Source organism: Levilinea saccharolytica (assembly GCF_001306035.1).
Classification (GTDB): Bacteria; Chloroflexota; Anaerolineae; order Anaerolineales; family Anaerolineaceae; genus Levilinea; species Levilinea saccharolytica.
Map to the genome: position 1 here is coordinate 1 of NZ_LGCM01000034.1, position 19,384 is coordinate 19,384.

The window sequence follows — 19,384 nt, forward strand, 5'->3', positions numbered from 1 at the left end:
CCCACCCCCACCGCCGACACCCGCCCCGACCCCGCTCGCTGGAGCGAATGGCCGGTGATCCCCACCCTCAGCGCCACGGCACGTCAGATTTACGAGTATGGGCAGGCCCAGGGCATGCACGCGCAGCGCTTTTCTTCGGTGGGCGACTGCCAGAGCGAGCCAAACGTGTTTATGGGCATTTACGCCACCGACCGCTATTGGCTGGGCGATCAGTACCAATACTTGCAGGAGACCATTGATTATTTCGGGGATTCTTTCGACCATCAATCTGCTGCGGTGCGGGATGGGCTGAGCGCACCCACAGCCCTTTCGCCGATGTGGGCGGATAAGACCCTGTGCCAATCGGATGAAAGTCCGGTGGCCTGCGAACTGCGCCTGTACCAACCGGCCTTTGTCTTCATCAACCTGGGCACCAACTGGAAGGCGGGGGCTTCGGCGGCGCGCTACGAACAGTATCTACGCCAGATTGTGGATCAGGTGATCCGCGCCGGGGCGCTGCCGATCCTTTCCACCAAGGCTGACAACGTGGAAGGCGACCACAGCCTCAACCGCGCCACGGCCCAGGTGGCCCACGATTACGATGTGCCCCTGTGGAATTTTTGGCTGGCGGCACAAAGCCTGGAAAACGGCGGCCTGGACCCTGAGCGCGATAACATCTACCTCAGTTTCCCCGACGGCTGGGACCGGCGCAACTTCACCGCGCTGCAAAGCCTGGACGCAATCCGCCGCGCCCTGTTTAACCTGCCGCAGCCTGCGCCCTGAGCCGCGATGACCGAAAACGCCCGCTTTCTCCGCAACGTCCTCTGGAAAGCCGCGCTCCTGTTCGCGGTGTTGAACCTGCTGTTTGCCGCCTGGGGGGATGGGCAGACCGCTCTGGGGCGGCTTTCGCTCTACAACCGCCTGATCCCGGGGCGCGAACGTTTCCCCTTTGGCGAAAATCCCCAGCGTGCCTACAACCTCAGCCTGTACAACCTGGAGGCCATGTTCGCCGCCCACCAGGTGAGCGCCCCCGCCCCAACGGGGGAGGCGCGCGTCTTTTTGGTGGGCGATTCCTCGGTATGGGGCACGCTGCTGACCCCCGCGCAGACCCTGGCGGGGCAGCTGAACGCCATGCATCTGCAAAGCTGCGACGGCCGCCCGCTGCGCTTTTACAACCTGGGCTACCCCACCCTGTCGCTGACCAAGGATGTGATGATTTTGGACCGCGCCCGCGAGTTGGGAGCGGAGCGGATGGTGTGGCTGGTGACTCTCGAATCCCTGGTGCGCGAGAAGCAGTTGGATTCGCCCATTGTGGCCAACAACCCGGCAGCGGTGCGCGGGCTGGCCGAGCGCTATGGGCTGGCCTGGGATGAGGAACTGCCCGCCTTTCCCGGATTCTGGCAGCGCACCCTGGTGGGGCAGCGCCGCCCCCTGGCGGATTTGTTCCGCCTTCAGATGTATGGGGTGATGTGGGCGGCCACCGGCGTGGATCAGGAATATCCGTCCGAATACCCCCCCGCGCAGCGCGACCTGGAAGCTGACCCCAGCTATCACGGCTGGGAAGAGACTTTCCCGCCGCAGGCGTTGGCCTGGGATGTGCTGGATGCCGGTCTGCGCGCGGCGGCCCCGGCTGAGGTTCTGCTGGTGAACGAACCCATGCTGATCAGCAGCGGCCAAAATGCCGATATCCGTTACAACTTCTTCTATCCGCACTGGGCGTATGACGACTACCGCCAGGCGCTGAGCGAGCGCGCCGCGCAGCAGGGCTGGCGCTGGCTGGACGCCTGGGATCTGGTTCCGGAGGCGGAATTTACCAACAGCGCCATTCACCTGACCCCCGCGGGCGAAGCCCTGCTGGCGCAGGCGGTGGCGGCTGAATTGAGTGTGTGCCCATGAGCGGCGGGAAGATGCGCTTTTGGCTGGTGGGCGCGGCTGCGGCGGCTTTGATGTGGAGCGCGGGCTGCGCCCCGCAGACGCCCTCCCCGGCAGCGGCGCAGCCGCCGCAGGCTTCGGCCGCGCCGGTGAACACGCCCACGGCCCTGCCGACCCCCACACTCACCGCACCCCCGGCGGCGGCCGCCCCCACGGCACCCCCGGCGCTGCCTACCCCCACCCTGCGCCCCACCCTGGGCGCGGACGGCTGGAAGGAGCTGCCCGTCATCCCCACCGTCAGCCAGACCGCCCGCGAAATCTACGCCCAGGGACAGAGCCTGGGCCGCCAGCCGCAGGCATTTTCTAAGGTGGGTGACTGCGAGAGCCGCACGGTGTGGTTCCTGGGCGATTTTGACCTGGGGCCGCAGTATTACAATCTGGGGCCGTACGCCGCTTTGCAGGACACGGTGGACTATTACCAGGGTTCCTTTGGCCGCCTCAGCCAGGTGGCCCGCCCCGGCTTCACCGTGGCGTCTATGCTCAGCCCGCTGTGGGCCGACCGCAAGGAATGCGAGCCCAACGAATCCCCCTTGGCCTGCGAATACCGCCAACACAACCCGGCGCTGGCGCTCATTTCGGTGGGCACCAACGACGTGGCTCGGCCAGACGGCTTTGAGAAAAATTTGCGCGAGGTGATCGAGCAGACCATCGAGGCGGGGATTGTGCCGGTGTTGGCTACCAAGGCCGACAACCTGGAGGGCAATCACCACCTGAATGCCACCATTGCGCGCCTGGCGCTGGAATACGATCTTCCGCTGTGGAATTTCTGGCGGGCGGTGCAGGATTTGCCCGGCCAGGGCTTGCAGGAAGACCGCGCCCACCTGACCTGGAGCCCCAATGATTACGCCGACCCGGCCAACCTAAAGCGCGCCTGGCCGGTGCGCAATTTGACCGCGCTGCAAGTGTTGGACGCGCTGCGTCAGGAGCTGAGCGCGGACTAACCCTGCGGAAAACACAAAAAAACACCTGGGTCTGCCCACAACGGCGCACCCAGGTGTTATTTATTCAGGAGAGTATTTTCAGGCGTGGGTCTCGGCTACCCCGGCCATCATCAAACCGAGCTGCTCCACGGAGGCCTCGTTGGCGTTGACCACGCCCACGATCTTGCCTTCATAAATCACGGCGATGCGGTCGGAGAGGGCCAGAATTTCATCCAGGTCTTCGGAAATCAGCAGGGTGGCGGTTCCAGCCTGGCGCTGTTGTAACAGGCGCTGGTGGATGTACTCGCTGGCGCCGATATCCACGCCGCGGGTGGGCTGGGCGGCGATGAGCACGCTGGGCTGGCGGGAGAGTTCGCGCGCCAGGATGAGTTTTTGAATGTTGCCGCCGGACAGGTTCTTCAGGGGCGTGTCCAGGCTGGGAGTCTTGACGCTGTAAGCCTCCACCGCTTTGCGGGTTTGCTCGGCGATGGCTTTGAAATCGAAGAAGGTGGCGCGGGAATAAGGCCGTTTGCCGTGATCTTCGAGGATGAAATTATCGGCTACGCTGAAGTCTTTGATGGCCCCTTCGCGCATGCGTTCTTCGGGGATGTAGGACTGCCCGGCGTCAATGTGCGCCAGGGGGGAATCATGGGTCACATCCCGCCCGTTGAGCACCACGGATCCCTGGCGGATGGGGCGCAGGCCCGCCAGCGCCTCGGCCAGCTCGCGCTGCCCGTTGCCCGAAACGCCCGCCAGGCCCAGAATTTCACCGGCGTGCACCTCCAGCGAGACCCCTCTCAGGGCGTCGCTGCCGCGGTCGCCAGCCACGTAAATGTCGTTGACCTTCAGACGGCTTTTGCCCAGCTTGGGGGCGGGTCGGTCGTATTGCAGAATGACCGGCCGGCCGACCATCATTTGGGCCAGCTCGGCTTTGGTGGCCCCGGCGGTGGGGCGCGTGCCCACGGTGGCGCCGTCGCGCAGCACGGTGACGCGGTGGCTGATGTCCAACACTTCGTGGAGCTTATGAGAGATAAAAATGAGTGCGTGTCCGTCCGTCACCATCTGACGGAAGGTCAGGAACAGGTCGTCCACTTCCTGGGGGGTCAATACGGCAGTCGGTTCATCCAGGATGAGCAAAGCCGCGCCGCGGTAAAGGGCCTTGAGGATTTCAACGCGCTGCTGCTCGCCGACCGCCAGCTGCCATACATAGGCGTGCGGGTCAATCTTCAGACGGTACTGTTCGGCCAGGGTGAGGATGCGTTTTTCCACGCGTTCCAGGTCCAGAAGCGGTCCGCGTGAAGATTTTAGCCCCAGGGCCACGTTTTCGACCACCGTCAGCGAGGGAACCAGCATGAAGTGTTGGTGAATCATGCCGATGCCGGCGTTGATGGCGTCCTGGGGGGAGCGGAAGACGTGTTCCACGCCGTTGATGAGGATTTTGCCTTCGTCTGGGCGGTACAGCCCATAGAGCTGACGCATGAGGGTGCTTTTTCCCGCGCCGTTTTCACCCAACAGGGCGTGAATTTCGCCAGCCTTGACGTCGAAATCAACATGGTCATTTGCCAGCACGCCTGGGAAGCGTTTGACGATTCCCAACATTTGCATCTCTTCGATCCGGGGTTGGCCGGTAGGCAGGAGGTTGCTCATCAGTACCGTGGCCCTTTCTTTCTTTGGTGGGGTGTTCCGGCGCTGAGGCCGGAACACCCCCATTCGACGATCAAACGGGTTTCTATGGATAAAGCGAATCAGGGTTACTGCTTGGGGCCGCTCAGAGGGGCAATCGTGCCGTCCATAATGCCCTGGATGGCAGCTTCGGCGGCGGTTTTGGCATCAGCGGGGATTTCAACACCGGGGTTGTAGGCGATGACCAGGCCCTTGTTCTTGAAGGTCAGGGTGTAGGCCTTGCCGCCCATCACGCCCGCTTTGACGCTGGTGATCATGTCTTTGATCACGCCGGTCCAGTCATACACCATGCTGGCGGCCACGGTGTCGGGGGCCAGGTTGGTCTGATCCCACTGCGCGCCGAACCACTTGGCGCCCTTTTCCTTGGCGACGCCGATGGCGCCCACCACGGACTGCGAGGAGCCGGTGAGCATGTCAGCGCCCGCGGCGATGTGCGTTTCGGCCGCGGCGGCCATCAGGGAAACATCCGAGAACGAGCCGGTGTAGGAAATGTTGACTTTGGCTTCGGGTTTGGCGATCATGGCGCCGGTCTTGAAACCGTCCACGAAGAGCTTGGCATCGCCCGCTTCCACGGGGCCGCTCACGCCCAACACACCGCTGGCGGACATATTGGCTGCCAGCGTGCCGAGCACATAGCCGCCTTCCTGGGCTTCAGCCTGGTAGGCAAAAACGTTGGTGATGCCCTGGGCCTGGAAGGTATCCAGCGAGGTGCCCCAGGCGAACGCGGTTTCGGGGAAATCGGGGGCGATCTGCGCCAGCGAGGTGCCGTATTGGGAACCGTGGGCGATGACCAGGTTATAACCCTGGGAAGCGTAGTCGCGGATGGCGGCAGCCGCATCCGGAACCTTGAACATGCCCTCAGAATAGGCAATTTCCATCTTCTCCGGGCCGCCCATCTCGGCCTGCACCTTCAGCAGACCTTCGTACATAGACTGGCTGAAGGCCATGTCGGTGATGGAGCTGGGCATGACGATGGCGACGCGGAAGATTTCTTCTTCCACAGGGGCGGGGGTGGCCGTGACTACCACTTCCACGGGGGCAGCTTCCACTTCCACCACGCGGGTCACTTCCACAGTGACCGGCTCGGCAGCGGCGGGGGCGCAGCCGGAAACCAACACGGCCGCAAGGACCACTAGCAAACTCAGGCGAAACAGCACGGACTTCATTTTAAATCTCCTCCATTCACAATTCGGATACGGTTGAGAGTTGTTGCAATACGGGTCAGGTCAGGGCTGAGGGGTCATCACCTCCTTGGGGTGCAAAGGTAAACTGCGGCGGTATCCGCGAATTGGTTTCAGTTTTCGCCGCGTTCGAAAGGTTTCGACAGCGCTGCGGGTTGTCGGGCGCGGCGAACCGCGAAGGCCAGCGCCAGAATGGTGAGGACGTAGGGCATCATCACGGCCAGATCGGAGGGCAGATTAATGCCTTTGACCTGGATCCACAGTTGGAGCGCGTTCACAAAGCTGAAGATCAGCGCGCCCACCAGCACCCCGCCCGGCCGCCAGCTTCCAAAGTAAACCAGGGCCACGGCTATGAAGCCCATGCCGTTGGTCATGTTTTCCTGGAAGAGGTTGATGAGGGCGATGGACAAGGACGCCCCGGCGATGCCGGCCAGGGTGCCGCCGATGCATACCGTGGTATAGCGAATTTGGGCCACATTGATACCCAACGAGTCGGCGGCCTGGGGGTTTTGCCCCACCGAGCGCACCTTGAGGCCAAAGGTGGTTTTGTAGAGGACGAAGGCGGCGATGGGAACCAGCAGGAAGGCGACGTAAACCAGCAGGTTATGGTTGAAGAGCACGTCACCCAGCAGGGGAATATCCCCCAACAGAGGGATTTTGATCGGCTGAAAACCGGAGATGGATTCCACGCCGCCCAGGGTTTTCTTGAAGAGCAGCGAAGACAGCCCCATGCCAAACAGGTGCAGGCCGATGCCGCTGATGCCTTGCTCGGCTTTAAAGGTGACGCTGACCACAGCCATGAGCAGGCCCATGAGCAGCCCCACCAAGGCCGCGCCCAGCAGACCCAGCCACAGGCTGCCGGTGGTCATGCCGACGAAGAAGCCGACATACGCGCCCATGAGCATGATGCCTTCCACGCCCAGGTTGAAGATGCCGGAATTTTGCACAAAGGTTTCGCCGATGGCCGCGTACAGATAGGGGGTGGCCAGGCGGATGCCGGAATAAAGGATACCCAGCAGGACGGGCAGTGTAAACAGGTCACCCATTGATCTTCCTCCTGCGCGCGCGGCTGCGGGCCAATAGATCGGCGCTGACCACGAACAAAACTACCAGGCCGAGCATGACATCAATCAGGGCGGAGGGAACCTGGACGGTGCGCTGCATTTTGTTGGCGCCCTCCAGTAAGCCGCCAAAGAGGATGGAGGCGGGAATTGCGCCCAGGGGGTGCAGTTTGCCGAACAGGGCGGCCACAATCCCGGAAAAGCCGTAGCCGCCGGAGAGGCCTTCCATCATACGGTGCTGCACGCCCATGACCTCCACGGCCCCCGCCAGCCCGGCGAAGGCGCCCCCCAGAATGAGGGACAGGGCCTGATAGAAGGGCACGCGGATGCCGGCGTAGCGGGCGGCATCGGGGTTCAGACCCACGGCGCGGATGCGGTAGCCGATGGTGGTGCGCCACAAGAAGATGAACACCACCACCGCCATGATCAGCGCCAGGATGGCCCCGCCGTGCAGCAGGGTCTTGGGCACCAAACGCACCAGCCACACCGAGCGGGGCAGCAGAGCCGACTGGGCGATGCGTGTTCCGGCCTCAATTTCCGCCGGATCAATCATCGGGCCGCGCAGCAGGAAGTTGGAGAGCTGCAAGGCAATGGCGTTCATCATGATGGTGGAGAGGATCTCATTGACACCCATGCGGGCCTTGAGAAAACCGGGGACGCCGCCCCAGGCCGCGCCCGCCAAGGCTCCCACGATCAAGCAGGAGGGCAGCAGGATCCAGCCCGGCGCGGTCTGAAAACCGACCGCCAGGGCGGTGGCTGCCAGGGCGCCCACCAAAAGCTGCCCTTCGCCGCCAATGTTGATGACGCCGCCGCGGAAGGCGATGCACACCCCCAAACCCACTAACAGCAGGGGGGTGGCTTTCACCAGGGTCTGGGTGATGCCGGTCATATCGCCGAATGCGCCGCGCAGCATGGAGCTGTAGGCGACCAGCGGATTGACCTTTAACGCCAGCAAGATCAGCGCGCCCACCAGCAGCGCCAGGAAGACCGATCCCAGTGGGAGCAGCGCCTCGAAAAGCTGGTTTAGAAATTTTTTGATGCCCGGTTTCTCCGGCATACACAGTACCCCTTTCGGTTCAGGGTGGGGCTGCTTTGGGCAGCCTGGTTAAGCGCCCCACGCCCGCACCAGCCGCATGTTCAGGCGTTTGTCTGCGTAGTTGTTCAGACCAAACGCCACGGGCTGGTCGGCGCGGTTGTAAAACACGTCAAAGAAGGTCAGCAGCGGTTCGTCGCTGTCTAACTGCAGCCGTTCAACCGCCTGGGGAGCCGGCAGGGCAGAACGGATGTCGGAGGTGGAATAGGCGATCCACTGGTCGCAGTAGGTTTCCAGGAACACATTCAGCGGCACGCGCGCATCGCAGCATTCGGGCGCAATGGAAAAAAAAGCAACCGGGATGATGTTTGTGGACAAGATCACCGGCTGCTCATCTGCGAAAAAGAGGCGTTCCATCACATAAATGGGTTCCTCCGGGGCAATTTCGAGGACGTCGCTTTCGCGTTGTCCTGCGGGGAGCACCTGGGTGGAAAGCACGTGGATGGTGCACTTTCGCCCGGAGTTTTCGATCATGTGCGTGAAAGACCAGAAGCTCTCCAGGCGGGTGCTGATTTCAAACACGCGCCGGTTCACATACGTGCCGTCCCCCTGGCGGGGCAGGAGCATGCCTTCGGAAACCAGGGAGGTCATGGCCTGGCGCAGGGTGGCGCGGCTGACGCCCAGCTCGGCGGCCAGATCGCTTTCGGAGGGCAGCTTGGACCCTGGGGCATAGGCGCCGTCGCGAATCCTTTTGCGGAGGATCGAATTGACCTGGCTCGTAATGGTTTGCGGGCGTTTCAAGATCATGGACTGCCTATATTGAAGAGATTGGGGGACGCTTTTGGCTGGAGAGAGCTTCAAAAGGGCAAACGACTATCGTCATACAACTGACACCTTAATATTAGCAAAAAAATTCACAAATGCAATAGGAAATTCCGCTTAATCGCCCGTTTTCGGGTGGATTTAAGCAAAACCGGCGCGGTGAGGCGCCGGCAGCTTGTGCAGTGAATTTGCGCAGGGCTGAAGATCAGTCCCAATGCAGGATCTTGAGGCGTTCTTCGCCCCAGCGGATAGCGTCCGAGATGCCCTGTTCGATGGGCAGTTCGGCTTTCCAGCCCAGCAGGTCCCAGGCGCGCCCGGCGCTGGCATAGGCCCCGGCCACGTCGCCAGGGCGCGAGGGGGCTTCGCGGGTGGGCAGGGATTGGCCGTACACCTTCTCAAAGGCGGTGACCATCTCGCGCACGGTCACGCCGTGGCCGGTGCCCAGGTTGATGACCAGATAGGGATCCTGAAGCTGTCCGGCGCGTTCGAAGGCACGTTCAAAGCCCTCCACTGCCAGGATGTGCGCGCGGGCCAGATCCCAGACGTGGATGTAATCGCGGATGCCGGTGCCGTCTCGGGTGGCCCAATGGGTTCCGGTGATTTCAAACACGGGCTGCTTGCCCAGGGCGGTTTCGACCAGCTTGCCCACGACATGCGATGGGTTTTTGACATGGATGCCGGAGCGCATTTTGGGGTCGGCCCCAATGGGGTTGAAATAGCGCAGGGCGATGCCCTTCATGCCGTACGCGGCGCAGAAATCGCGCAGGATCATTTCCATCATGAATTTGGTGCGCGAATAGGGGCTGTTGGGGGCCAGAGGGGCCTCTTCGGTGACCATATAGCCGGGGACTTCATCATAAATGGCCGCGGACGAGCTGAAGACGATGCGGTTGTAGCCCAGGCGGTTGAGGGTGTGGAACAGTTCCAGCGATTTGGCCACGTTCTCGCGGTAGTACAGGTAGGGCTGCGAGGTCGATTCGGGCACGACGATCAGCGCGGCGCAGTGGATGGTGGCGTAGATGTCGGGGTGGTCGCGGAAGACCTGCTCCAGGGCGGCGCTGTCGGCGATGTCGGCCTGGTAGAAGATGCGCCCGCGGGTGAACTCTGGGCGGCCGGTGACCAGCGAATCGAGGATGATGGGGGTGTGGCCCTGGTCTTCCAGTGCGGAACAGATGGTGCTGCCGATGTAGCCGGCCCCTCCGGTGATGAGAACTTTCATTGGGTTTTCTCCCTTAAGTCGTTAAGTGCAGATTCTGCCGGGCACCCCAGATCGGTGCGAACTTGGCCGCTGGCAGCGGCCGCCGCGGGGTCATCCGGCAGGTCATTGGCAATGCGGCCCCACAGGCGGCACAAGGCGGGCTGCATGAGGGGGGTAATTTGATGGGCTTCTTCGGTCAGCGCCAGGGCGCGTTCCAGGTCGCCCACGTGGGCGTAGCCTTCAATGAAGGGCAGCCGTTCGGCCGGATCGTTGGGGTGATCCGAGAGGGCGAAGGCCTCCTGCCCCAGATCGGCCACGGTCTGCCAATCCTGCTCCTGGCGAGCAAGCTCGGCTTTTTGATAATAATAACACCAGTTGTGGGGCGGCTCGGGGCCAAAGATGGCCGGGTCGGGGGCGGCAGGCTGCTGCGGGCCGCTTTCAATCCAGCCCCAATTGGAGAGGGCCGCGGATTGGCGCATGAGTTCGGGCAGCAGGCTGGTGTGGGCGTCCACGGCCGGGTCCAGAACGCGCAGACAGCCCGGCGGGGAGAAGGTGAGGGCCAGCACCTGAGCGGTGTTCCCGCTGAACCAGGCCGCCAGGTAATTTTGCTCGATGGGCAGGCCGCTTTGCAGGGCGGGCAAGCCGCGCCCTACGCGCACGCTGGTGAAATACAGCATGTAGGACATATCCTGGGTGCGGTTGTCGGGGGCGTAAATCCAGTTCAGGGGCGCGGTGAGGGTGTTGTCGCTGCAAAAATCCAGGGGCAGGTCGTTGAACAGCAGGGCGGTGCCGGGGGTGATGCCCGGCGCGCGCCAGGAAAGCTGCCAGAAGAGGGCTTTTTGAAAATTCCATTCGCGGCGGTAGGCGTTGGCGTCCTGAAAGTGCATGCCCACGGCGGCCGCCACCAGCACCGCCAGCAGCCCAACGCGCATCCAGCGGCGCAGCGGCAGCCAGGCGATGAGGCCCGCCGTCCAGAAACTGGCCCCCAGGACAAAGGAGAGGGTGAAGCGGCTGTTGGGGTATTCCAAACCCACGGGCAGGCCGGTGAGCCAGAAGGGCCAGCCGCCCAAGAGCAGCCCGGCCCCGCCCAGCAGCAGGGCGGGTTTGGCCCAGGCGGCGCGCGGGCTTTCAGCGCGCGTCAGGCCCAGGTACAGGCCGGTCAGCCCGGCGGCGGCCGTCACCAGGGCGGCGAAGAGCTGAATGGTGCGCGTGCCAAACACGGCCGCGTCCGGCAGGCGGAAGGCATGCGCCCAGGCGCCGAAGCTGACCACGAAGACATCGCGCACCACCGTCCGGGCCAGTTGGGCCAGGGCCTGCAGGGGGGCGCTTTGCAGCTGGGTGAGCAGGCCCAGCTCGTAATTTTGAGTTTGGAAGCGGAAGAAGAAGGCCCGCCAGACGGCAGCGCCCAGGAAGAGCAGGGCATAGGGCAGCCCGCGCCGCAGAGTCTGGCGCAGGCGGCCGCGCGCGGGGAGGGCGGATTCACCCGCCAGCACCCACAGCCACACGGCGCGCAGCAGCTCCAGCACGAAGAAATATTCCATCATCATCAGGTTGGCCAGCGAGGTCAGCAGGGCCAGGGCGGTCCACAGCGCAGTGCGGCGCGGCTGACGGAAGGCCAGCGCGGTGAACATATAGGATGAAAAGAACAGGGTGAGGACGATGAAAAAGTGGCCGTAGGTGATGGCGATGGCCTGCTGGTCAAAGCCGGGGTAAACCACATACAGCAGGCTGATCCACAGGGCGGCTTCGGCGTGCTTGGGCCACAACGTGCGCACGGCTCCCCACAGGCTGACGGCGCTGAGCCAATGCCACACCAGACCGAAGATTTGCCAGCCGAGGGGCGAGGAGCCCACCAGCGCAGTGCTCAGCGGGTACAGCAGCCCCCAGATGGGCCGGTTGGTGGAAAAATAGCGCGCCAGACCTTCAGGGCCGAGCTTCTGCGAGATCCACACAAAGGCCCAGTCGTCCCAATAGAACCCCAGCCAGGGCAGGAGGACAGCGTAACTGAGCAGACTGGCGCCCAGCAGGGCCAGGGGGGCGCTCCAGACGGGGGCGCGAAGGGCGGATAAGCGGCGAAGGAAAGCGGACATACGGGTTCCAGAGAGGCGGAGGGAGTTAACGGGACGGTGGGGCGGGCGCGGGGGCTTCAGCGCGCACCACGTAGACGGGGCGGTGCTTGACTTCCTGAAAGATGTAGCCGATGTAGATGCCGACCACACCCAGGGTGATCATGAGCGTGCCGCCCACCACCAGCAGCATGAACATGAGCGAGCTCCAGCCGGGGGCCAGATTGGCGGTGTTGCCGGTGATCCAGAAGCTGAGCACATACACGGCCTCGGCCAGCGCCCCCAGCAAAAAGAGCACCCCCAGGGAGATGCCCATATAGAGCGGCACCAGCGAAAAGGAGAACACGGCGTCCATGGCCAGGCGGGTCATCTTGCGCAGGGAATATTTGGAATGCCCCGCCAGGCGCGCGGGCTGGGCAAAGGGCAGGATGACCGTGCGAAAGCCGATCCAGGCCACCATGCCGCGCAGAAAGCGGTGATATTCCGGCAGGCTGCGCAGGGCCTGCACGGCCGCGCGCGACAGCAGGCGAAAATCGGCCCCGCCGGGGAGGATGTTGGTGCTGCCCACGCGGTTGAGCAGGCGGTAGAACAGGGCGGAGGTGGCGCGCTTGAACCAGGAGAGTTCGTCGCTCTCCAGGCGCTGGGTGAGCACCACCTCGTAACCCGCCTGGGCCAGGGACAGCATCTGCGGGATGAGGGTGGGGGGGTGCTGGCCGTCGCCGTCGAGGGTGATGGTGAAGTCGCTGTCCGCGCGGTCCAGGCCCGCGCTGAGGGCCGCCTGATGGCCGAAATTGCGGCTGAGGGTCACCACGCGCACGCGCCCATCCGCCTGGGCCAGGGCGGCCAGCTCGGCGGGGGTGCCGTCGCTGGAGCCGTCATCCACGTAGAGGATGGTGAAGGCGTAGGGCAGCGCATCCACCGCCTGGCACAGCTGGGCGTGAAAGGTGCTGACCACCCCCTGCTCGTTATACACCGGGATGATTAAATCAACCGTGGGATTCGTTTCGGCGCGCACGGGCTTATTATATCAGACCGCGGGGCGGGCGGCTTGGGCGGTTTTGCGGGCGCGGGTGGGGTTGGTTGTCAAATTGTAAGCCCGATTTTATTACCACTTTATTACCGTTATCCGGTATACTAAAAATGCGCTTTAGCCGCACTCAACGCAGCGTTTTGACAGAGGGTAAGACTTTATGGCAGAAAAAGTACTTGTGGCGTTCGCCACCCGCGCTGGTTCCACGGCGGAGGTGGCCCAGGAAATTGGCAAGCAGCTCATGGATGCCGGCTATGTGGTGGATGTGCTGGCGGCCCCCAAGGTGAAAGACCTGACTCCCTACCGCGCGGTGATTTTGGGCAGCGCGGTGCGCATTTCGCGCATTTTGCCCGAGGCGGTTAAATTTATGAAGCAGCACGCCGAGGCGCTGGAACACCTGCCGGCGGCCTATTTTTTGGTGAATATGACCATGAAAGAAGATACCCCCGAACACCGCGCCGCCGCCCAGGGGTTTGCCGCCCCGCTGTGCGCGCTGAAAGAGCCGGTGAGCCTGGGGCTGTTTGGCGGCGTGTTCGATCCTGAGCGCCTTTCGGGCCTGTGGCGCTTTTTCATGTCCAAAAGCGACCTGCCCCGCGGTGATTTTCGCGACTGGGCGGCCATTCACAGATGGACGGATGAGCTGATCCCCAAACTGCCCGCGCCTTAAGAATGCCCTACGGGTAAAAACCAAACGCGCTGTGAACCGGTGAGGCTCACAGCGCGTTTCGCGCCTGATGTCAGGCTATGTTATAATCGGTGTGCCGAAGGTGGGAATCGAACCCACATACCCGAAGGTACACGATTTTGAGTCGTGCGCGTCTGCCAATTCCGCCACTCCGGCCCGCACGCAAAGTATAACGAATAACCTCAGAAGGGTCAAGGTATTAACGATGCGACTTGGAATTATTGGACTGCCTCAGTCCGGCAAAACTACGGTGTTTAACGCGCTGACGCGCGGCAGTGTGCCCACCGGTGCGGTCAGCGGCAAAATGGAAGTGCACACGGGTGTGGTGGACGTGCCGGACGGGCGCGTGGACAAGCTGAGCGCGATGTTTAACCCCAAAAAGACCATCTACGCCAAGGTGACCTACGCGGATATCGCCGGGCTGGACGGCAGCGCGGGCAAAACCGGCATCGCCGGCACGCTGCTGAACCAGCTGACGCAGATGGACGGCTTTATTCACGTGATCCGCTGCTTTGAGGATGAGGCTGTGCCCCACCCCAACGGCAGCGTGGACGCGCTGCGGGATTTGAACATCATGGACAGCGAGTTTGTGCTCAATGATTTGATCTCTGTGGAGCGCAAGCTGGAACGCCTGGGCGAGGAGAAGCGCAAGGGGGCCGGGCGCGATAAGGGCCTGGTGGAGCGCGAGATTGAACTCTTCACGCGCCTGCACGCCGCCCTGGGCGAGGAAATCCCGCTGCGGGATGTGCCCATTAACGCCGAGGAAGACAGGCTGCTCTCCGGCTTTGGCTTTCTCAGCCGCAAGCCGGTGCTGATTGTCTTCAACCTGGCCGAGGGGCAGGCCGCGCCCGAATTCAGCTATGCCCACGCCCACAGCCAGTGGGTGGCCTTGCAGGGTAAGCTGGAGATGGATTTGGCCCAGCTGCCGGCGGATGAGGCTGCGCTGTTTTTGGCCGAATATCAAATTGAAGAACCCAGCCTGTACCGCGTCATCCGCCTGTCCTACGACCTGCTGGGATTGCAGTCCTTCTTCACCGTGGGGCCGGACGAAGTGCGCGCCTGGACGGTGCGGCGGGGGGCCTTTGCGCCGGAGGCGGCGGGTGAAATTCACACCGACCTGCAGAAGGGCTTCATCCGCGCCGAGGTGATTCACTACGACGACCTGATGACGCTGGGCGGCATGAACGAGGCCAAGGCCAAAGGTAAGCTGCGCCTGGAAGGCAAGGAATACCCGGTGAAGGACGGGGACATCCTCAACATCCGCTTCAGCCTGTAAAACCAGCCAACCCAACCACAAAGCCCCCCAAGTTTGGGGGGCTTTGATTTTTTTGAGGATAGGGGGTCTCAGTCCTGCTTCCAGCGCTGTTCCAGCGCGGGCAGATCCACGCGGGAGGTCATATCCAGGCTGAGGGGGGTGACGGACACCAGCCGGTCAAACATGAGGGTGTGCACGTCGCTGTCGGGGGCCACCTGATCGGGGGTCACGTCCAGGCCGCCGCTGATGACGGCCGGCTCTTCCCAGGGGCCAGTGCGCTGGATGCGGGGGATGAAGTAGCGGTGGCGGGCCAGACGGGTGAGGCGCCAGGGGGTCTGGGGGGTGGCGTTGTGGGGCACATCAATTTTGAGCAGGTCCACATCCGGCGGCAGGCCTTCGCGCAGCACGCGGGCGGCAAACAGGGCGGTGAAGTGGGCCGCGGTGCTGAAATCCACATCGTCGCGGTGCTCCAGATAGGTGGAGATGTCTTCCAGCTCCAGCGAGACGGCCAGGGCGGGGATGCCCATGGAGGCGGCTTCCAGCGCGGCCCCCACCGTGCCGGAGACGGTAACGCTGAGGCCGGGGTTTTCGCCGTAGTTGATGCCCGAAACCACCAGATCCGGCGGCTGGGGCATGATCTCCATCACCCCGTGCATGACCACCTGGGCGGGGGTGCCGCCCACGGCGTACACCGGCCATTCCTGCCCGCCGATTTGCAGGCGCTGCGAGAGGATGCGGCCGTCGGAGGTGGGCGGAACGGAGCGCCCGCTGCCCGACACCTGATCGCGCGGGGCGGTGACGTACACATACCCCAGGGCCGAAAGCGCCTGGGCGGCGGCCCACAAACCGGGGGATTGGATGCCGTCGTCGTTGGTTAACAGGATTTGCGGGCGGGTGGCTGCGGACATGAGGGGGGTTCTTCTCCAGACGGGTCAAGATGGCGGACGGGCGGTGCTCCGCCGCGTCCGTGAGGTGGATTATACCCGATGCAGGCGGGCTTTAGCCCAGCACTTTTTTCAGCGCGCCGAAGGAGATGACGTCGTTGATGCGCTCCACAAAGGGGATGTGGCTGGGCTCCACGCTGGCCAGGGCGCCGCGCAGCAGGATGGGGGTCAGGTCGCGGTCGGCGGCCCCGCGGCAGGTGGACAGGACGCAGTATTCGGCGCAGAAGCCGGTGAGGATGACCGTATCCACGCCCTGGCGGCGCAGCTCGTCTTCGAGGGCGGTGCGGTTGAAGGCGTTGCCGTAGGTCTTGTGAATGTGCACATCGCCGGGCAGGATGTGCAAGGTGTCGGGCAGGTCGAAGCCGGGCTGGCCGGGGACGAGGTTGTCTTCGGGTTCCACATGCTGAATGCAGACCACGGGCAGGCCTTTTTCACGGAAGAGGGCGATGGCGGCGTTGGTGTATTCCACGGCGTCCGCCAGCGATTCGGCGGCGGCGGGGCCGATGTCGTAAAAGGCTTTTTGGATGTCGATTACAAGTAAGGCGGGTTTCATGGGAAAGGCTCCTGGGGGGTAAGTAAGAAATCCTTGATATTTTAGATGCTTGCTCAAGGAGGAATGGGCTAATTCTGCTGTCCATCCAGTGATTTCAGTACCTGATCAATGTGGTCAAACCAGTATTTCCGATATCCTTCTGCCAGATATTGACGGTCAGAAGTGTATAAGAACACATTCACGACCACTTCCATTCCTTGATGGTGAAATACCTTGGGTACGCCATTTTCTTCAAACAAAGTGCGATAGCCATCCACTTTATGCTCGTATTCCGTTCGTCCAGTGCCTTTAGGATCGATATACACGATATGGTATCGATCTCCCTTCTTAAGCCAGAAGATGAAATCGGGCTTGAAATTGGCAATCCGATTCTCAATCGGGTAATAATAGGGGATGTTGATATCATCAACGGTTTCATCCACGCGGCTAAACAACCACCAATCGAAGTCCTTAAATCGGTGATCTTTCTTGCGTAGATATTCTTCTAAAGCCCGCAAGAAATGTACTTCACTTTCTACGTGGATGACACTGCGGATGTAATCGATCCGCTCATTTTCACTTAATAGAACCGGGATGTAGTAATGGTTTGCAATTCGTTGGATTCTTAATAGCGCATTGTCAGCGAAGAAAGTTTCATTTTGGGGCAAACCATTGATCTCATCGGTGTACTCATCAATCGAAATTTGTTTAGCGTTAAATTTGGCTTTTGCTTCTTTTAATAATTGGACGGCTTGCAGTACCCTTTGAATTCTTCGTTCCAGATCCCCGATTTTTTCAATCGACACTTTAATGTGTCTGAAGTGGTTAATCTCATTTTCCAGCTCTTTGAACCCGGTCAGTTCCTTGTTGCGCAGGTTGAAATAATTGGATGCCTGACGGATGAGAACCGGTAGGTTGCGGTAAGAACGCGGACTATCTGTCCGGTAAGTTTCGCCAGGATTTTGCAGGCTGGCACGTAGCGTGCTAATTTGCACTGGTGAAACCTCGTGCAAGGCATAAAAGACCCGATCGTCATCCACATATTGCAGATAGTTTTGCAGTAAATCCAGGTTTTCCGGTGTCAAGGAAAATTTTGCCAGATTCCGTTCTTGGTAAAGCAAGTCCGAACTCTGAGCATAGGTGGGGATTAACAGTAACTTGCCTTGCGTAGCTTCTGTGTTAAGTTCAAGAGAAATTTCCACCTCGCCAGCTTGTTTCTCTTCCTGGTCTAAGCCGCCAATCACCAGGTTGAGCGCTTCGCGATTGGTGCCAAAGATGAAAACGCTCTCCAGCGGTTGAACATCATTTTTGATTCGGTCAAGAACCTGGCGGTCATCCTCTGGTAAAGCGTTGCTGGTGATCAGTTCGCGCAGGCGTTTGCGCCGATTTTTAAGCGGTTCAATCCGGACGCCGCGCCCGACGGATTGCAGGATAAATTTCTTGGCTTCTGTGCCCGTGCCAATATTGATATACGTGATCACGTTTGGACGGTTGGAATCCCAACCTTCGTAGAAGCTGCGCGACCCAAGCAAAATGTTGATATCGGAATCGGGCTGGTTCAGTCGCTCAAAATAACCTTCATCCGTAAAATGTTGATTCACTTCATACCCAGAGAGTTCTTGCTTCAACCAATCGGTAATATCCCCGATGCGGATTAAAGCAAACGGGTCGTCGCTGGTCTTGAGTTTGAAGGCCACTTCCTGGCGATCTGAGGGGCGCGTCAGAACTTCAATCTCGCCGGTGGAAGACGCGTTGAACACCTCGCGCAGCAGGTCGGTTTGTGTAAGCCCGCTGAGCAGTCGGTCATCCACCCGGGGCGTGGTGTCACTTTCAAACAAAAATTCTGGTCGGTCGCGTAATTCGGTCAAAAGCTCTCGTTTGGCGCTTTCCCAGGTTTCTGCGTCAATTTCTCCTTTGCCAATGCGTACCAGTTCGCGGAAGAAGAGCTTCAGGTCGGCGTCTTCGGTATTGACCGAGTTGACCAGGGTCATCATCAACGGACGATGATACAGGTCAAGGCGCACCTGACGTACCCTGGCTTCGATGCTGCGCGAATAGGTGAGCATGATCAGGGCTTTCAGCACGATCTTTTGCTTTTCAGCGTCGGTGTACTCATCCCCTTTTCTAAAGGCGCGCACTTCTTGTTTTAGGACGGCAATGTGCTTGCCAAAGCCTTTGCGGATAAACTCGCTCAGGTTGAAGTTGGCCGCGGTGGTGATGATGTCACGAGCATCGGTGAAGGTGGCGGAAAAATTAAATAGAAATCCGTTGCGCGAAAGGATGGAATAGAGGTGTTGGCGTTTGGAATCTTCTTTATCGCCTTTGTGGGCTTCATCCAGCAGGATATACCAGTTCCCATTGTTATCATAGCTGCGAAAATCAATGATCTTGTCTTTCTTTTCGTCACTCAGGTTGTCTGAGCGGTAGTAGAAGATGGTCAGTTCCTGACCGTGCCATAGCGAGGCGGGGGACTGATGTTTGACCTCGGCGTAGTCGCGCAGCTCCTTCAAGCGGATGAATAATCCTCCATCGGCATTGAACTCGTCCACGTGGGTACGCAACTGCTCCAACAGGTCGTCACGGTGTGCTAATACCAGGATGTCATGCGCAGGGATTTCGCCGCGCTGCATCAGGTGATGTAGCAGCTCGATCATTTTAACGATCACCAGCGTTTTACCTGAACCCGTCGCCATCCAAAAGCACATGCGGTTGATGAACTGCTCATACGGCATGCGGTCATCTGTCTGGCTGTAGTAGGTTTCTAACAGGGTTGCCAGTTTGCGCTTGGCGGCCGAGGAGCGATCCAGCGGCAGATCCAGGTTTTCTTCCAATCCAAAGTCGCGATACCAGGCCATGTACGCCTGTTTGCGTTCGTTCTCAGGCTGCCCGGGGGTCTGGTAATACTTCCATAAGGCCAGAAGCGCGTTTTGCAGGGCTTGCTGCTGGTAATCCCATAGCACCTTGCCACGCGAGAAGGTCGCCAGATCGAAGCCGGCCCAGTTGGACGGCAGCGACCCTTGTGGCAGGTTTTCCAGCATACGTTGCAGGTAGATGCCCGTCATA

At 61.1% G+C, this 19,384-nt stretch carries 16 protein-coding genes and 1 tRNA gene; 5 read left to right on the forward strand and 12 right to left on the reverse strand.

What is annotated here, in order from left to right:
- From ADN01_RS19625 to ADN01_RS08960, 3 genes are all read left to right on the forward strand, one after another.
- Nucleotides 1-762 (forward strand): SGNH/GDSL hydrolase family protein (locus ADN01_RS19625; protein ID WP_160318403.1); only part of this gene is annotated, 762 nt, incomplete at its 5' end.
- A 6-nt stretch (nt 763-768) separates the two neighbouring features.
- Nucleotides 769-1,875, forward strand: coding sequence for an SGNH/GDSL hydrolase family protein (locus ADN01_RS08955; protein WP_062419759.1), 1,107 nt, complete (start codon nt 769-771; stop codon nt 1,873-1,875).
- Nucleotides 1,872-2,852: an SGNH/GDSL hydrolase family protein gene (locus ADN01_RS08960; RefSeq protein ID WP_062419758.1), complete on the forward strand. Its 981-nt coding sequence runs from the start codon at nt 1,872-1,874 to the stop codon at nt 2,850-2,852. Before ADN01_RS08955 ends, ADN01_RS08960 begins: the two co-directional genes overlap by 4 nt.
- Before the next feature lie 78 nt (nt 2,853-2,930).
- On the opposite strand, the gene ADN01_RS08965 is transcribed toward ADN01_RS08960, so the two are convergent.
- The 8 genes from ADN01_RS08965 to ADN01_RS09000 all read right to left on the reverse strand — a co-directional run bounded on the left by ADN01_RS08965 (nt 2,931) and on the right by ADN01_RS09000 (nt 12,890).
- On the reverse strand, nt 2,931-4,478 hold the full coding sequence (locus tag ADN01_RS08965; protein ID WP_062419757.1) for an ABC transporter ATP-binding protein: 1,548 nt from the start codon (nt 4,476-4,478) through the stop codon (nt 2,931-2,933).
- A gap of 104 nt (nt 4,479-4,582) precedes the next feature.
- A complete protein-coding gene (locus tag ADN01_RS08970) occupies nt 4,583-5,680 on the reverse strand; it encodes a BMP family protein (protein WP_062419756.1) in 1,098 nt (365 codons plus the stop codon).
- A 128-nt stretch (nt 5,681-5,808) separates the two neighbouring features.
- Nucleotides 5,809-6,741 (reverse strand): ABC transporter permease, encoded by a 933-nt coding sequence (locus ADN01_RS08975; protein WP_062419755.1) that lies wholly within the window; start codon nt 6,739-6,741, stop codon nt 5,809-5,811.
- Nucleotides 6,734-7,813 carry an ABC transporter permease gene (locus ADN01_RS08980; protein WP_062419754.1) on the reverse strand — a complete coding sequence of 360 codons (1,080 nt, stop codon included), beginning with the start codon at nt 7,811-7,813 and terminating at the stop codon, nt 6,734-6,736. The genes ADN01_RS08975 and ADN01_RS08980 overlap by 8 nt, the downstream gene beginning before the upstream one ends.
- A gap of 48 nt (nt 7,814-7,861) precedes the next feature.
- On the reverse strand, nt 7,862-8,596 hold the full coding sequence (locus ADN01_RS08985; RefSeq protein WP_062419753.1) for a GntR family transcriptional regulator: 735 nt from the start codon (nt 8,594-8,596) through the stop codon (nt 7,862-7,864).
- A 220-nt stretch (nt 8,597-8,816) separates the two neighbouring features.
- Nucleotides 8,817-9,830: a UDP-glucose 4-epimerase GalE gene (gene galE, locus ADN01_RS08990; RefSeq protein WP_062419752.1), complete on the reverse strand. Its 1,014-nt coding sequence runs from the start codon at nt 9,828-9,830 to the stop codon at nt 8,817-8,819.
- Nucleotides 9,827-11,899 carry a hypothetical protein gene (locus ADN01_RS08995; RefSeq protein ID WP_062419751.1) on the reverse strand — a complete coding sequence of 691 codons (2,073 nt, stop codon included), beginning with the start codon at nt 11,897-11,899 and terminating at the stop codon, nt 9,827-9,829. The genes galE and ADN01_RS08995 overlap by 4 nt, the downstream gene beginning before the upstream one ends.
- A gap of 25 nt (nt 11,900-11,924) precedes the next feature.
- The gene (locus ADN01_RS09000; protein WP_062419750.1) at nt 11,925-12,890 is read right to left on the reverse strand and encodes a glycosyltransferase family 2 protein; all 966 of its coding nucleotides are present in this window, start codon (nt 12,888-12,890) and stop codon (nt 11,925-11,927) included.
- A 175-nt stretch (nt 12,891-13,065) separates the two neighbouring features.
- Between ADN01_RS09000 and ADN01_RS09005 the strand changes: the two genes are divergently transcribed.
- Nucleotides 13,066-13,572, forward strand: a complete 507-nt coding sequence (locus ADN01_RS09005; protein WP_062419749.1) for a flavodoxin domain-containing protein — start codon at nt 13,066-13,068, stop codon at nt 13,570-13,572.
- Nucleotides 13,573-13,664: 92 nt separating this feature from the next.
- Here the strand turns inward: ADN01_RS09005 and ADN01_RS09010 are convergent.
- A tRNA-Leu gene (locus tag ADN01_RS09010) sits at nt 13,665-13,746 on the reverse strand.
- A gap of 49 nt (nt 13,747-13,795) precedes the next feature.
- Here ADN01_RS09010 and ychF point away from each other — a divergent pair.
- Nucleotides 13,796-14,866 (forward strand): redox-regulated ATPase YchF, encoded by a 1,071-nt coding sequence (gene ychF / locus ADN01_RS09015; protein ID WP_062419748.1) that lies wholly within the window; start codon nt 13,796-13,798, stop codon nt 14,864-14,866.
- A 68-nt stretch (nt 14,867-14,934) separates the two neighbouring features.
- Here the strand turns inward: ychF and surE are convergent, their stop codons facing one another.
- The 3 genes from surE to ADN01_RS09030 all read right to left on the reverse strand — a co-directional run bounded on the left by surE (nt 14,935) and on the right by ADN01_RS09030 (nt 19,383).
- On the reverse strand, nt 14,935-15,753 hold the full coding sequence (gene surE, locus ADN01_RS09020; RefSeq protein ID WP_062419747.1) for a 5'/3'-nucleotidase SurE: 819 nt from the start codon (nt 15,751-15,753) through the stop codon (nt 14,935-14,937).
- A 91-nt stretch (nt 15,754-15,844) separates the two neighbouring features.
- Nucleotides 15,845-16,342 carry a cysteine hydrolase family protein gene (locus ADN01_RS09025; RefSeq protein WP_062419746.1) on the reverse strand — a complete coding sequence of 166 codons (498 nt, stop codon included), beginning with the start codon at nt 16,340-16,342 and terminating at the stop codon, nt 15,845-15,847.
- A gap of 68 nt (nt 16,343-16,410) precedes the next feature.
- Nucleotides 16,411-19,383: a DEAD/DEAH box helicase family protein gene (locus ADN01_RS09030; protein ID WP_062419745.1), complete on the reverse strand. Its 2,973-nt coding sequence runs from the start codon at nt 19,381-19,383 to the stop codon at nt 16,411-16,413.
- Nucleotide 19,384 lies beyond the last annotated feature (1 nt).

Coding starts and splice junctions, on each gene's coding strand:
- ADN01_RS08955 (WP_062419759.1), top strand. CDS start 769: ATGACCGAAAACGCCCGCTTTCTCCGCAACGTCCTCTGGAAAGCCGCG.
- ADN01_RS08960 (WP_062419758.1), top strand. CDS start 1,872: ATGAGCGGCGGGAAGATGCGCTTTTGGCTGGTGGGCGCGGCTGCGGCG.
- ADN01_RS08965 (WP_062419757.1), bottom strand. CDS start 4,478: ATGAGCAACCTCCTGCCTACCGGCCAACCCCGGATCGAAGAGATGCAA.
- ADN01_RS08970 (WP_062419756.1), bottom strand. CDS start 5,680: ATGAAGTCCGTGCTGTTTCGCCTGAGTTTGCTAGTGGTCCTTGCGGCC.
- ADN01_RS08975 (WP_062419755.1), bottom strand. CDS start 6,741: ATGGGTGACCTGTTTACACTGCCCGTCCTGCTGGGTATCCTTTATTCC.
- ADN01_RS08980 (WP_062419754.1), bottom strand. CDS start 7,813: ATGCCGGAGAAACCGGGCATCAAAAAATTTCTAAACCAGCTTTTCGAG.
- ADN01_RS08985 (WP_062419753.1), bottom strand. CDS start 8,596: ATGATCTTGAAACGCCCGCAAACCATTACGAGCCAGGTCAATTCGATC.
- galE (WP_062419752.1), bottom strand. CDS start 9,830: ATGAAAGTTCTCATCACCGGAGGGGCCGGCTACATCGGCAGCACCATC.
- ADN01_RS08995 (WP_062419751.1), bottom strand. CDS start 11,899: ATGTCCGCTTTCCTTCGCCGCTTATCCGCCCTTCGCGCCCCCGTCTGG.
- ADN01_RS09005 (WP_062419749.1), top strand. CDS start 13,066: ATGGCAGAAAAAGTACTTGTGGCGTTCGCCACCCGCGCTGGTTCCACG.
- ychF (WP_062419748.1), top strand. CDS start 13,796: ATGCGACTTGGAATTATTGGACTGCCTCAGTCCGGCAAAACTACGGTG.
- surE (WP_062419747.1), bottom strand. CDS start 15,753: ATGTCCGCAGCCACCCGCCCGCAAATCCTGTTAACCAACGACGACGGC.
- ADN01_RS09025 (WP_062419746.1), bottom strand. CDS start 16,342: ATGAAACCCGCCTTACTTGTAATCGACATCCAAAAAGCCTTTTACGAC.
- ADN01_RS09030 (WP_062419745.1), bottom strand. CDS start 19,383: ATGACGGGCATCTACCTGCAACGTATGCTGGAAAACCTGCCACAAGGG.